Source organism: Aminobacter sp. UC22_36 (assembly GCF_044056035.1).
Taxonomy (GTDB): domain Bacteria; phylum Pseudomonadota; class Alphaproteobacteria; order Rhizobiales; family Rhizobiaceae; genus Aminobacter.
In genome coordinates, this window is sequence record NZ_CP171996.1 from 1005039 (window position 1) to 1017712 (window position 12674).

Consider the following 12674-nt stretch of genomic DNA (forward strand, 5'->3'; position numbering starts at 1 on the left):
GTGCAATTTGAGATCAACTGTTATCACAGGCGGCATTGAAATGACGGTTCACGCAACAGCCACCGAAGCCACTGATGAAACCGGCATCGACCGGCGCGCATCATTCTGCCGCGACATCGCGCGTTCGGCCGGTGCGGTGGCGCTCGACGGTTTCACCAACCGCGTTGCCGGCTTCGGCATGAAGGGTCCGCAGGATTTCCTGACCGAGACGGACGCCGCGGTGGAGCGGCATCTCAAGGCGCGCATCGCCGAAGAATTTCCCGAGGACGGGTTTCTCGGCGAGGAGGGCGGCGGAGCGATCAAGCCGGACATCTGGGTCGTCGATCCGATCGACGGCACGGCGAACTTCGCCCGCGACATTCCGCATTTCTGCATCTCGATCGCTTTTGTCAGCAATGGCGTGACCGAGATCGGGGCGATCTACAATCCGGTGCTGGACGAGCTGTATCTCGCCCGCCGCGGGCAGGGCGGAACCCGCAACGGCAAGCCCTTGTCGGTTGCCAAGACAAGCGATTTCGACGCCGCCTGCGTCGAGTTCGGCTGGTCGAACCGCAAGACCAACACGCGCTATCTCGAAGTGCTGTCGAACATCCTCGAGCGTGGCGCCAATGTGCGGCGTGGCGCCTCGGGCGCGCTGGGTCTCGCCTATGTCGCCGATGGCCGCTCGGATGCCTATGCCGAGTTGCACATGCATGCCTGGGACTGCCTTGCCGGTCTGCTGATGGTCAAGGAGGCGGGTGGTGTTGTCGCTCCCTTCCTGGCGCTTGGCGGGCTGACCAAGGGCGGGGCGGTGCTTGCCGCAGCACCCGGTGTGGCGTTGGGCATGAGCGAGGCGACCGGCATCGCGCTCGAAGCCGGCAAGTGAATTTCCAGACACCACCAAGCATCAAGGCCGCGCACATGGACCACAATAGCCCGCGATATGAGCGCCCAGCACTCAGCCTGATCGAACGCGACATCGCCGGTTACGGCATCGACATCTATGTCGGCGGCATGGACGGTGCGGGCGACCTTGATCTGCTCAGGCAAAAGAACATCACCACGGTGGTGAACTGCGCTGTCAATCTCGACTTCAACTACGCCACCGAGCCGTTCGGCGAGGGCGAGGCGACCGATGCCATCTACGGCGTCGGCGCCGTGCGTTATTACAAGCTTGGCCTGATCGACGGCCACGGCAACCCCGAGACGATGATGCTGTCGGGCTTTTACCTGCTGCGTGGCGCACTGAGCCAGGTGCTGCCTGACAAGGCCACCTACAGGCGGCGCGAGAAGGGCAATGTGCTGGTCAATTGCCGCGGCGGCCGCAGCCGCTCGGTGTCGCTGGTCGCACTGTTCCTGCATGTCGAGATGCCTCAGAAATTCCCGACGCTCGACGCAGCGCTCGACCATGTGCGCACGCAGCGCGAGCTGCGCCGCGACGAATGGCACGAGGCGCCCAAGCCGATGCTGGTCACGGCGGCGCGCAAGGCGGCGCAGTGGATTGCCATGATCGACAAGGGATTGCCTGTCACGGCCTTGGCTTACAAGGACTGACGGCGAGGCCGTTCGCAGCGAGAATGAAATGAAGATTGCCGTCATCGCCGACCCGCATTTCCATGACATCAACTACCGGCAAGGCGTGGGCGTCGGCGAAGAGGTGGCGATCCGGACGCTCGCCGACACGGCGGCCTCGACGCGGGTGTTCAACGAGAGCTTTCATGCCACCTGCGCGCTGCTCGACGACATCGTTGAGCGCGGCATTTCGCTGGTGGTGGTCGCGGGCGACCTGACCGACGACGGCCAGCAATCGACGATGGCGGCGGCAACCGCCTTGCTCGACGACTACTCCAGGCGCTTCGGCCTGCGTTTTGTCGCGACGCCGGGCAATCACGATCTCTACGCCATCCATGGCCGCCACCAGAGCAAGCGATTCCTCAACACTGATGGCTCGCACACGCTGGTGACGAGCGACCCTGCGATGGGGCAGGGAGATTCCGTCGAGCGCATCGTCTCGGACGAGATGTATTGCGGCGGTTATGACACGGCGATCCCGGCGCTGGGCGCCTACGGCTTTTCCAGGCGCCAAGGCGACCTGCATTGGGAGTGCCCGTTCGGGGGCGATGACAGGCTGGAGGCGCGGGTTTTCGAGATCGTCTCGGCCGACGGTCAAACCAGGCGGCGCATGATCGACGCGTCCTTCCTGGTCGAACCGGTCGACGGGCTATGGCTGCTGTCGATCGACGCCAATGTGTTCGAGCCGAGGAATGGCGACCTCGATGCGACGCTGGAGAAGAGCTACCACGACAGCACCGATGCCGGCTGGAACTCGATGCCGCGCAACAAGGGCTTCGTGCTCGCCTGGATGCAGGATGTCGCGGCGCGGGCCAGGGCGTCGGGCAAGCGGCTGGTCGCGTTTTCGCATTATCCTGTCATCGACCCGCTCAACGGCACCTCGACTGACGAAGCCAGGTTGCTCAACGACACCAGCTTCCTGCGCCGCACGCCACGGCCCGAGGTGGCCGAGGCCGCCGCAGCGACCGGCATCAAGGTGCATTTCAGCGGCCACCTGCACATCAACGACACGGCGGTTTTCCGCACCGGCGACGATTTCCTCGTCAACATCGCGGTGCCGTCGATGGTCGGCTTTCCGCCGGCCTACAAGATCGTCGATGTCGGCAGCGACACACTCGATGTCGAGACGGTGACCATCGCCGATGTGCCCGGCTACGACGCGGCGTTTGCCCACTACCGCATCGAGGCGGCAAGGGACGGCGTCTCGGCCGCGGTCACCGAAGCGGCCAGCCATGCCGATTTCCTCAGCCGGCACCTGGCTGAAATGGTGCGCCACCGCTACCTGCCCAAGGAATGGCCACAGGATCTGGCTCGTCTCGTGCCGCAGCTTGCACTTGGCGACCTGGATGCCTTCGCCGCCACCACCCGACCGCTGACCATCGGGGACGCAGGCGCCATCATCGGGCGCGGGCAAGATGGGGCAGGGGCGATGGCTGCGCTGCCGCTGTTCGAGGTGATCGTCGACTGGTACCGGTTGCGCAAGGGCCGGGAGATCGCGCTCGACTTCATCGATCCGGCGCGCATTGCTGCCTATCGTGTGACCGCGCAGCGCTATGCCGCCGGTTCATGGCCGCAAGGCAGCCTGCAGGATCGCTTCGGTTCGTTCATGCGCATGATGATGGACTGGCTCGACAGCCAGCCGTCACGCAACTTTTCCGTCGACCTCGCCACCGGCAAGGTCGAGCGCATTGATCACTTGGGCCGGACGGTGCGGCGCCAGACCGGAGCGGCATGAAAGCAGACGCGGCCGCCACTGACGACGTCCGGGCCGCTGATCGCGTCCGGGCCGTTGACAACGTCCGGATTGTCGCTGTCGAGCAATGTCGTGATGTGCTCGGCGATCTGGGCGATCGGCTGGCGGAACGTCGTCAGCTGGTATGACGCCCAGCCGGCCTGTTCGATGTCATCGAAGCCGATGACGCAGAGATCGGCCGGCACGTCCATGCCGAACTCGACACGCGCCGCGTCCATGAAACCGCAGGCCAAGAGGTCGGTGACACAGAACGCCGCCTCTGGCCGTTCCGAACCGCTAAGCAGCAGTCGACCCGCCTCGAAGCCGGCACCGTAGCCGGTCGGTCCGGCGCGGGTGATGGTGACCCCGAGGCCGGCTTCTTGTGCCGCCCGCTCGAAACCGCGTTCGCGGGCGACCAGGCTGGGCGTGCCGGCCTGCGACGAGACCACGGCGATGCGGCGGCAGCCGGCGCGGTGCAGCATGTGGAAGGCCTCGCGCGCCGCGGCCGCATTGTCGACGGTGATGTTTTCGGGGCCATCGAGATGATCGTCGCGGTTGATCAGGATGACGTGCTGGCCGCTGTTGACGCAGGTGTTGATCAGCGACGCCGGCGGCGTGCCCGATAGCACGACGGTGGCATTGGCACGGTAATTGAGCGTCTGGCGCAGCGCCGCTTCGACGCTGTCGCTGTCGCCAGAGGTGTTGATGACCATGGCGACGCGGTTGATCGCCTGCAGGCGCCGCGTGATCGCGTCGAGCAGGCGCGAATGGTAGGGCGTGTTGATGTCGGCACCGATCAGGCAGACGATGCCGCTGTCTTCGTGGATCAGGCTGCGGGCGAGATGGTTGACGTGGTAGCCGAGCTGCTCCGCCGCCTCGAGCACCTTCTTGCGAGTGGTCTCCGAGACACTGGCGCCATCGGTAAAGGTGCGCGACACCGCCGAGCGCGATACGCCGGCCAGCTCAGCGACCTGCTGTGCGCTGACGAATGACCTGCCCGGCTTCATTTCGGACATCGCATGGCTCCAGTTTGGCCGGTCCGTGAACCGCTTCGCAAGCGTTGCACAAATGTGCAACGCGCTCTCCCTGATACATTCGGATTGTCGCGCCTGCAATCCTTGAGGCGCAATCTTGCAGAGGCAATTGCCGGAGGCGGTGGCTAGGCTGTCGCCGCTGCCATGGCCGGGGCGGGCGTGGCGATGCTGGCTACCGACAAATTGCGGATGAGCGTGGCGAGCTCGGGCTCGTCGATGAGGACGGCGGCGTCGGCGGGCGCCAGCCAGGCGCGTTGCCGCGCCCCTGCCTCCTGCCAGTCCTGCAGTTCCTCTGTTACCTCGATCAGAAAGGCGGTGACTGCGACATGGACGAAGCTCGTCGACAGCCGCTTCCAGTAGCAATAGCTGCCGGCTGGCGTTTTCAGGGCCTTTCCGCGTACGCCGGCTTCTTCGCGCGCCTCGATCAGCGCGGCCTGGCGCCCGCTTTTGCCCTTCATCGGCCAGCCCTTGGGCACGATGAAACGGCGGGTGCCACGCGAGGTGACAAGCATGACCTCAAGCTCGCCGCCCCCATTCACGCGGAATGGAATGGCAGCTACCTGGGCGATGACCTCGCCCTTGGTCGCCTTGCGTAGGGTCTTCTTGTCCTTTGGCATTTTCGCCTGGTCGTTCCTCTAGCTGTGCCGACGGGCGCCGCTGGCTTTGTGTGTATCACCTCGGCCCGTTCGGGTTCATGACACTAAGATAGTGCGATGAACACGATTGCAAAATGCGCAAAAACAACTCACTCTGCAAGTGACCAAAACGACATCAGATCGTTAGACGGCGAATAATTATGTGGAGGGAACCCCGATATGAAGTCTGCCTATTTGCGTTCGGCCGCGCTGGCCGCTGTTTTCGTCGCCGGTGGTACGGCAGCCCAGGCGGAGAGCCTGACACTTTATTGCAGCGCCGATGAGGCGTGGTGCCAGCAGATCAAGACCGGTTTTGAGGAAAAGACCGGCATCACCGTCGACATGACCCGCAAGAGCTCGGGCGAGACCTATGCCCAGGTTCGCGCCGAAGCCGGCAATCCCAAGGGCGACGTGTGGTGGGGCGGCACCGGCGATCCGCACCTGCAGGCGGCACAGGAAGGCCTGACCGACGAATACATGTCGCCGATGCGCGGCGAGTTGCACGACTGGGCGATCAAGCAGGCCGAAGCCGCCGGCAACAAGACCATCGGCGTCTACTCCGGCGCGCTCGGCTTCGGCTACAACAAGGACCTGCTGGCCAAGAACGGCCTGCCCGAGCCGAAGTGCTGGGCCGACCTGACCAAGGCCGAATACAAGGGCCAGGTCCAGATCGCCAATCCGAATTCGTCGGGTACCGCCTACACGACGCTGGCAACGATGGTGCAGCTGTTCGGCGAGGACAAGGGCTTCGACTACATGAAAGCCCTGCACAAAAACATCAACCAGTACACCAAGTCGGGCTCGGCGCCGATCAAGGCCGCCGGCCTCGGCGAAACCACCATCGGCATCGTGTTCATGCACGACGCGGTGGCGCAGACGGCGGCGGGCTTCCCGATCGTGACGGTCGCGCCTTGCGAAGGCACCGGCTACGAGATCGGCTCGATGTCGCTGATCAAGGGCGCGCGCAATCCCGATGCGGCCAAGAAGTTCTACGACTGGGCGCTTTCGGCCGAGATGCAGAGCAAGGCCAAGGACGTGAAGTCGTTCCAGCTGCCGTCGAACAAGACAGCGACGGTGTCGGAACTGACGCCTGATCTGTCGACCATCAAGCTGATCGACTACGACTTCAAGAAGTATGGCTCGAGCGACGAGCGCAAGCGGCTGCTGTCGAAATGGGACACCGAGGTCTCGACGCTGCCGCAGTAAGACATGCGCTCCCGCGACTTCAGCGGCGGCCTGCACCCGGCCGTCATCCTATGGATGGCGGTCGGTTGGCTCGGCTTCGCCGTGCTGCCCTGGTTTGGCGTCGAAGACGGGTTCTTCGGCTTGTCCTGGCTGTTCGAGGGCTATCCGCTCGACAGCGAGTTCGCGCCTGCGCTGATCCTCAACCTTAAAGGTGAGAAGCTGTGGCTGGCGCCGCTCAGCCTCGCCCTGGCCGCGCCGCTGCTGCTTTGGCGGCGCAAGAAATCCGACCCGCTGTTCGGCAGACTGTTGATCGCTGTCGGCGCTGTCGGTTTTGCCTGGATGATGTTCCAGGGCTTTGCCATCGGTCTGCGCGGCTGGCAGTTCGGCTGGCTGCAGAGCCTGTTTGGCGATCTCGGCGACCGCCAGTTCGGCATGGGTTACGGGGCGCTGCTGGTCGGCCTTGCCTTCCTGTTTTTGTTCTCGCTCGGCCTGGCGGCGCGTGGCGCTGTCGGCGGCGACGTCTTCGTGGTTTCGACAATCGCCTTTGTCGTCGCGGCGGTCGGGCTGTTCATCTTCATGCCGATCCTGCAGCTGCTGGCCAATGCGCTGATCACCGCTGACGGCAGCTATTCGTTCAGCACCTTCCTGGGCAAGCTGTTCAGCGCGCGGCTGTGGGGGCTCGACTGCCTCGCCGGCGGCAGCCGCTGCGGCGTCGCCTGGAACTCGCTGTTCCTGGCCGTTCTTGTCGGTGTCCTGACCACCGTGCTTGGGCTTGTCTTCGCCCTGGTGGTGACCCGCACCGGCTTCCGTTATGGCAAGCTCTTGCGGGCGCTGACGGTGCTGCCGATCATCACGCCGCCCTTCGTCATCGGCCTTGCCATCGTGCTCCTGTTCGGCCTGTCGGGCGCGATCACCCAGTCCGTCTCCGAAGTCCTGGGCATCCAGCCGACGCGCTGGGTCTATGGCCTGCCGGGCCTGCTGATCGCCCAGCTTCTGGCCTTCACGCCGATCGCCTTTCTGGTGCTGATCGGTGTGGTCGAGGGTGTCAGCCCCTCGATGGAGGAAGCGGCGCAGACCCTGCGCGCCAACCGCTGGCAGACCTTCTGGACGGTGTCGTTGCCGCTGATGCGGCCGGGCCTCGCCAATGCCTTCTTGCTCGGCTTCATCGAAAGCATGGCCGATTTCGGCAATCCGCTGGTTTTGGGCGGCAATTTCGACGTGCTGTCGACCGAGATTTTCTTCGCCATTGTCGGCGCCCAGAATGACGAGGCGCAAGCCGCGATCCTGGCGCTGGTGCTGCTCGCCTTTACGCTTGTCGCCTTTTATGCCCAGCGTTTCTGGCTCGGCAAGAAGTCCTATACGACGCTGTCGGGCAAGGGCGATTCCGGCGTGCATCCGCAATTGCCGAGCGGCCTCAGGCGCGCCGTCTATGGTGTCGCCGGCTTCTGGGCGATCTTTACCATCGTCATCTACGGGACGATCTTCTACGGCAGCTTCGTCAAGCTTTGGGGCGTCGATCACAGCCTGACCCTCGCCCACTACGTCAAGGCATTCGCCGTCGGCTGGAACGAGTTCGGCATCCACTGGAAGGGCTCGGCCTGGAGCTCGTTCTGGACGACGATGATGATCGCGCTGATCTCGGCGCCGCTGACCGCGGCCATCGGCCTGCTCACCGCCTATCTGCTGGTGCGGCAGAATTTTGCCGGCAAGAACGCCTTCGAGTTCGGCACCATGCTGTCTTTTGCCATCCCCGGCACGGTCATCGGCGTGAGTTATGTCATTGCCTTCAACGTGCCGCCGATCGAGCTGACCGGCACCGGCATCATCCTGGTGCTGTCGTTCATCTTCCGCAACATGCCGGTCGGCGTGCGGGCAGGGGTGGCCTCGATGTCGCAGATCGACAAGAGCCTCGACGAGTCGTCGCTGACGCTTGGCGCCAATTCGTGGCAGACCTTCCGCAAGGTGGTGCTGCCTTTGCTCAGGCCGGCGATCCTCGCGGCACTGGTCTATTCCTTCGTGCGCGCCATGACGGCGATCAGCGCCATCATCTTTTTGGTCAGCGCCCGCTACGACATGTCGACGAGCTACATCGTCGGCCGTGTCGAAAACAACGAATATGGCATTGCGATTGCCTATTCGGCGGTGCTGATCGGCGTCATGCTGGCGGTGGTCGGCCTGATGCAGCTGCTTGTCGGGCGGCGCAACATCGGCCGGCGCGGGCAGCATGGCGATCCGCAAACGACCGGCTGGCGCTCCAATGTCAGCCTGCCCGAGCGCAACCAACCGGCATTTTCTGGAGGCGGCTAAAATGGCAAGCATCGGCAGCAACGCCGCGTCGGTGGAGTTTCACGAGGTCACCAAGGTTTACGGCAAAAGTCCGACCGCGGCGGTCAACAATGTCTCGTTGTTTGTCGAAGCGGGCAAGCTGGTGACGCTGCTTGGCCCTTCCGGCTGCGGCAAGACGACGACGCTGAGGATGATCGCCGGGCTGGAGATGGCGACGCGCGGAAAAATCCTGATCGGCGGGACTGATGTCACCACGCTTCCGGCGACCGATCGCGACGTGTCGATGGTGTTCCAGTCCTATGCGCTGTTTCCGCATATGAGCGTCAACGAGAACGTCGAATACGGGCTGAAATTCTCGGGCTTCGCCAAGAAGGAGATCGGTGAGCGGGCGCGTGCCGGGCTCGAACTTGTCGGCCTCTCCGGTTATGGCAACCGGTTGCCGAGCGAGCTGTCGGGCGGGCAACAGCAGCGTGTCGCGGTGGCGCGCGCGCTGGTGCTCGAGCCGCAGGTACTGCTGTTCGACGAGCCGCTGTCCAATCTCGACGCCAAGCTGAGGCGGCGGGTGCGCGAGGAAATCCGCGACATCCAGACCAAGCTCGGCCTGACCGTGGTCTATGTCACGCATGACCAGGAGGAGGCGCTGGCCGTCTCCGACCGGATCATCGTCATGAACAATGCCGTCATCGCCCAGGACGGCACGCCGCGCGAACTCTATGAAGCACCGGCCGATGCGTTTGTCGCCGACTTCATCGGCGAGGCCAACATCTTCGACTGCGAGATCGCCTCGGTCGAAGGCGGACTGGCCAATGTGCGGCTCGGCGGGCTCGAAACGAAGCTCGATGCACGCGGCATGGCGCCGGGGCCGGCCAAGCTCGCGGTGCGGCCGAGCCGCATCGAGATCAAGCCGGCCGGCGCGGCGGGCACGATTCCCGGCCGGCTCGACAAGGTGACTTATGTCGGTTCCGACCTGGAGTTCATGGTCGGCACCGCGTTCGGCGAGGTCTTTGCCGTGTCGTCAGACGTCGATGCACCCTTCGTACCGGGACAGGATGTCGGGCTGGGGTTTGCCGCGCGCGGACCGGTGCTGATCCGGGCGTGACCGGGATTGGTCCATCTGCCCCTCAACCCCTGCCGGACCTTCTCCCCGTGAAGAACGGGGCGAAGGAAGCTGGCCGCAACGTGGGCGTCTCCCTCTCCCCGTTCTTCACGGGGAGAGGGTAAGGGTGAGGGGCAGTGTGAACTGTTGTTTCAGACGAAACTCTGTGCTGCCGCCGCCACCGCAAGGTAGCGCATGAGCTTGGCGATGCCGACGAGGGCAAGAAAGCTCCACAACGGCTCCTTCAGCGTGCCGGCGATCAGCGTCAGCGGGTCGCCGATGATCGGCACCCAGGAGAGCAGCAGCGACCAGCGGCCATAGCGCCGATACCAGTTTTCGGCCCGCTGCAGTGCGACTGGGCCGACCGGAAACCAGCGCCGGTCCTTGAAGCGTTCGACCTGGCCGCCGATCAGCCAGTTCACCCACGATCCGAGCACGTTGCCAAGTGTTGCGACGGCAACGAGCAGGGCAAGCGAATAACCGCCATTGATGGTCAGCCCGGCAAGCAGGGCTTCGGACTGCGCCGGCAGCAGCGTCGCGGCGGCGAAGGCCGCGACGAAGAGACCGCCATAGGCGGCGAGGCTGGTCACTCGAACTTCACGCCGGCTACTGCGTCTGCAGGCGGCCGGACAGGCCGTCGATGATCGGGCAATCGGGCCTGGCGTCACCGTGGCAGTTGTGCACGAGGTGGCGCAGCGTGTTGCGCAGCTCGGTCAGCTCGGCCAGCTTGCGGTCGATCTCGGCAAGCTTGGTCTCGGCGAGGGCCTTGACGTCGGCGCTCTCGCGCTCCTTGTCGCCATAAAGCGACAAAAGCTGGCGGCATTGCTCGACCGAAAAGCCGAGGCTGCGCGAGCGCTGCAGGAAACGCAGGCGATGCACGTCGGACATCGAGTAGTCGCGATAGCCGTTGTCGGCGCGGTCGGGGCGCAACAGGCCGATGTCTTCGTAATAACGGATGGTCTTGGCCGGCAGGCCCGACTTTTCCGAAGCGGTACCAATGTTCATGGTCACTCCTCGATCGATTTGGATGTCATATAAAGCTTCCAGTAACTGGAAGTTCAAGGGGCTGGCGAAATCGTGATGGGCCGGGGCAGCTGATGCCGCCCCGTCCCAGTCTCAGCTTCAGTCGTCATAGGCCATCGAGGTCATCATGCCGCCGGCCATGTGGTAGAGATGGTGGCAGTGCAGCGCCCAGTTGCCGGCATTGTCGGCGTCGAAGGCGATGGTTACCGTGCCCATATTGGCCGGCACCAGCACCGTGTCGCGCATGGCCCCGGCAAAACGCTTGCCGTTGACCGCAACCACCTGGAAGTGGTGGCCGTGCAGGTGCATCGGATGCGACATGGTCGTGTGGTTCATGAAGGTGAGCTCGAAGCGGTCGCCGCTCGTCACCGCCAGCGGCTTGTCCTGGCCGTGCATGGCGCCATCGAGCGTCCAGACATAACCAGCTCCTTCGCCGAGCATCATGGTGTGCTTGCGTGTGGCAGGCTTGTCGCCGAGCGGCCTGGCCGCCCTGAGCTTCTGCTCGAGCGCGACACCGACGGCGGGGAAGTCCTCGTCGGCCATGCCGGCAAGCTTGGCGACAGGCGCGCCCTTGGCGGCAAGCACGACACCGGTGCGCATGCGGCCGCCTTCCTGCACGGCCAAGACCGGCCAGGCGCCCGGCTCCTTCGGCAGTTCGAGCAGGATGTCGAGGCGCTGGGCCACGGCGAACTCGAAGCGCTGACCTTCGACCGGCTCGACCGGCATGCCGTCGACGGCGATCAGCTTGCCCTCGAGCTTGCCGAGGTCGAGCCACATATTGGTCGAGGCGGCACCGTTGATGAGGCGTAGGCGAACGCGGCCGCCCGGCTCGACGGCGAAGATTTCGGGATCGTCGAGGGTGCGGTCATTGGCCAGCAGGGCGTCGTATTGCACGTCCTGCAGATGGGACATGCCCGTCTGGGCTCCCATCTGGCCGCCCATCTGCATGCCACCCATGTTCATCGTGCCGTGGTCCATGGTGCCGCTGCCCATCGCCATGCCCGACATGTCGTGGCCTTCATGGCCGCCAGCTGCCGGCGCTGGTGCCATGGCCCCCATGTCGTGGCCGCCGGCCTTGAGCTCGGCGAGGATCTCCTGCGGATCGCGGAAGGTGAAGTCGTGGAACAGCACCACCACCTCCTGCATGTCCTGGCCTGCTTCGTCAGGGTCGCGCACGATCAGCGGGGCCGCCAGCATCGACTGCTCCTGCAGGCCGAAATGCGAATGCATCCAGAAGGTGCCGGCACGAGCGACTGGAAAGTCGTAGTCATGGCTGCCGCCATCGGCGATCGGCTGCTGCGAGATGGCGGCGACGCCGTCCTGCTGCCATGGCGGGGTGAGGCCGTGCCAGTGGATGGCGGTCGGCTCGCCGATAAGGTTCTTCAGCCTGACGCGGAAGTTCTCGCCGGCATTCATGACGAGGCCGGAAGAGCCGTCGGCCTGGGTGAGGCCAAAGACGTTGGCGGCCTTGCCCCTGACCTCGATGACGCGCTTGCCCGCCGTGATGACCTTGTGGCCGTCGGCGCGGGCCGGGCGCACCGGCAGCAGGAGCGATGGGACAGCGGCAGCCGAAAGCGTAGCCGCTGAAGCCGCGAGGAAGCCGCGGCGCGAAAGGGTATTCATGTTCATGGTCTCCAAAACTTGATGTCTCCCGGCGCTGACAGGGCCGGGGCGTGCGCGTCGAAACGCGTCAGTTCAGGAGTGGGATGGCGGTCTGAGATGCGGCGAGGCGATCGCCCCGTGCAAAGGCTCGGTCTTGGCGGGACGCGGCGAAGCAGCTGCAAGGTCGGGGAAGACAGTCGGCAGCGGAACCGGCGCGCAATAGCTGCACGAGGCCAGACATTGGGCGAGACAAGCCTTGGCGTCCTTGTCTTGCGAAAGGTCGCAGCAGCCGGCGTCGGCCTTGGCGTGATGCGACACCGTCTGGGTGGCGTGCGGCTGGTGCTGGCTGCCGGCCGGGTGGGCGGATGCCGCCTGGCCGAGCGCCAGGAAAAACAACAGCAGCAGCGGCAACAGCAGGCGCAGGGCTTTCAGCGCCCTGCCATCGGGCATCACAGCAGCGCGCGCACGAGCCTGCCTGCGCCCGGTGGCGCGGTGCTGATGGGTCGTGGCCGGGATGTGCCGCATCGAAT

At 64.7% G+C, this 12674-nt stretch carries 12 protein-coding genes; 6 read left to right on the plus strand and 6 right to left on the minus strand.

Annotated features, from left to right (window positions below; all coding sequences use genetic code 11):
* The first annotated feature begins 40 nt into the window (after nt 1-40).
* Genes ACHMW7_RS08030 through ACHMW7_RS08040 form a run of 3 tightly spaced genes read left to right on the plus strand, consistent with a single transcriptional unit; the run spans nt 41 to nt 3286 of the window.
* Nucleotides 41-865, plus strand: a complete 825-nt coding sequence (locus ACHMW7_RS08030; RefSeq protein WP_395449749.1) for an inositol monophosphatase family protein — start codon at nt 41-43, stop codon at nt 863-865.
* A gap of 35 nt (nt 866-900) precedes the next feature.
* Nucleotides 901-1533 carry a dual specificity protein phosphatase family protein gene (locus tag ACHMW7_RS08035; protein ID WP_395449750.1) on the plus strand — a complete coding sequence of 211 codons (633 nt, stop codon included), beginning with the start codon at nt 901-903 and terminating at the stop codon, nt 1531-1533.
* Nucleotides 1534-1561: 28 nt separating this feature from the next.
* Entirely contained in the window at nt 1562-3286 is a 1725-nt protein-coding gene (locus ACHMW7_RS08040) for a metallophosphoesterase family protein (RefSeq protein WP_395449751.1), read from the plus strand.
* Here the strand turns inward: ACHMW7_RS08040 and ACHMW7_RS08045 are convergent.
* Together ACHMW7_RS08045 and ACHMW7_RS08050 are read right to left on the minus strand one after the other, a co-directional pair.
* The gene (locus ACHMW7_RS08045) at nt 3244-4299 is read right to left on the minus strand and encodes a substrate-binding domain-containing protein (RefSeq protein ID WP_395449752.1); all 1056 of its coding nucleotides are present in this window, start codon (nt 4297-4299) and stop codon (nt 3244-3246) included. The genes ACHMW7_RS08040 and ACHMW7_RS08045 overlap by 43 nt on opposite strands.
* 143 nt (nt 4300-4442) lie before the next feature.
* Complete coding sequence (locus tag ACHMW7_RS08050) at nt 4443-4934, minus strand: NUDIX hydrolase (RefSeq protein ID WP_395449753.1); 492 nt, start codon at nt 4932-4934, stop codon at nt 4443-4445.
* Nucleotides 4935-5132: 198 nt separating this feature from the next.
* Here ACHMW7_RS08050 and ACHMW7_RS08055 point away from each other — a divergent pair, with 198 nt between their 5' ends.
* From ACHMW7_RS08055 to ACHMW7_RS08065, 3 genes are read left to right on the plus strand one after another with little or no spacing between them, the layout of a single operon-like run.
* Nucleotides 5133-6158: an ABC transporter substrate-binding protein gene (locus ACHMW7_RS08055; protein WP_395449754.1), complete on the plus strand. Its 1026-nt coding sequence runs from the start codon at nt 5133-5135 to the stop codon at nt 6156-6158.
* Nucleotides 6159-6161: 3 nt separating this feature from the next.
* Complete coding sequence (locus ACHMW7_RS08060) at nt 6162-8444, plus strand: ABC transporter permease (RefSeq protein WP_395449755.1); 2283 nt, start codon at nt 6162-6164, stop codon at nt 8442-8444.
* Nucleotide 8445: 1 nt separating this feature from the next.
* The gene (locus ACHMW7_RS08065) at nt 8446-9522 is read left to right on the plus strand and encodes an ABC transporter ATP-binding protein (RefSeq protein ID WP_395449756.1); all 1077 of its coding nucleotides are present in this window, start codon (nt 8446-8448) and stop codon (nt 9520-9522) included.
* 149 nt (nt 9523-9671) lie between these two features.
* Here the strand turns inward: ACHMW7_RS08065 and ACHMW7_RS08070 are convergent, their stop codons facing one another.
* The 4 genes from ACHMW7_RS08070 to ACHMW7_RS08085 form a co-directional block, all read right to left on the minus strand.
* Complete coding sequence (locus tag ACHMW7_RS08070) at nt 9672-10109, minus strand: YqaA family protein (RefSeq protein WP_395449757.1); 438 nt, start codon at nt 10107-10109, stop codon at nt 9672-9674.
* A 16-nt stretch (nt 10110-10125) separates the two neighbouring features.
* Complete coding sequence (gene cueR / locus ACHMW7_RS08075) at nt 10126-10524, minus strand: Cu(I)-responsive transcriptional regulator (RefSeq protein ID WP_395449758.1); 399 nt, start codon at nt 10522-10524, stop codon at nt 10126-10128.
* A gap of 117 nt (nt 10525-10641) precedes the next feature.
* Entirely contained in the window at nt 10642-12165 is a 1524-nt protein-coding gene (locus tag ACHMW7_RS08080) for a multicopper oxidase family protein (protein ID WP_395449759.1), read from the minus strand.
* Between the two features lie 72 nt (nt 12166-12237).
* A complete protein-coding gene (locus ACHMW7_RS08085) occupies nt 12238-12669 on the minus strand; it encodes a hypothetical protein (protein ID WP_395449760.1) in 432 nt (143 codons plus the stop codon).
* Nucleotides 12670-12674: the final 5 nt, after the last annotated feature.

Bases quoted from the DNA above. Each gene is read 5' to 3' on its own strand.
- ACHMW7_RS08045 (WP_395449752.1), bottom strand. From the start codon at position 4,299: ATGTCCGAAATGAAGCCGGGCAGGTCATTCGTCAGCGCACAGCAGGTC.
- ACHMW7_RS08065 (WP_395449756.1), top strand. From the start codon at position 8,446: ATGGCAAGCATCGGCAGCAACGCCGCGTCGGTGGAGTTTCACGAGGTC.
- ACHMW7_RS08060 (WP_395449755.1), top strand. From the start codon at position 6,162: ATGCGCTCCCGCGACTTCAGCGGCGGCCTGCACCCGGCCGTCATCCTA.
- ACHMW7_RS08035 (WP_395449750.1), top strand. From the start codon at position 901: ATGGACCACAATAGCCCGCGATATGAGCGCCCAGCACTCAGCCTGATC.
- ACHMW7_RS08030 (WP_395449749.1), top strand. From the start codon at position 41: ATGACGGTTCACGCAACAGCCACCGAAGCCACTGATGAAACCGGCATC.
- ACHMW7_RS08055 (WP_395449754.1), top strand. From the start codon at position 5,133: ATGAAGTCTGCCTATTTGCGTTCGGCCGCGCTGGCCGCTGTTTTCGTC.
- ACHMW7_RS08080 (WP_395449759.1), bottom strand. From the start codon at position 12,165: ATGAATACCCTTTCGCGCCGCGGCTTCCTCGCGGCTTCAGCGGCTACG.
- ACHMW7_RS08085 (WP_395449760.1), bottom strand. From the start codon at position 12,669: ATGCGGCACATCCCGGCCACGACCCATCAGCACCGCGCCACCGGGCGC.
- cueR (WP_395449758.1), bottom strand. From the start codon at position 10,524: ATGAACATTGGTACCGCTTCGGAAAAGTCGGGCCTGCCGGCCAAGACC.
- ACHMW7_RS08040 (WP_395449751.1), top strand. From the start codon at position 1,562: ATGAAGATTGCCGTCATCGCCGACCCGCATTTCCATGACATCAACTAC.
- ACHMW7_RS08050 (WP_395449753.1), bottom strand. From the start codon at position 4,934: ATGCCAAAGGACAAGAAGACCCTACGCAAGGCGACCAAGGGCGAGGTC.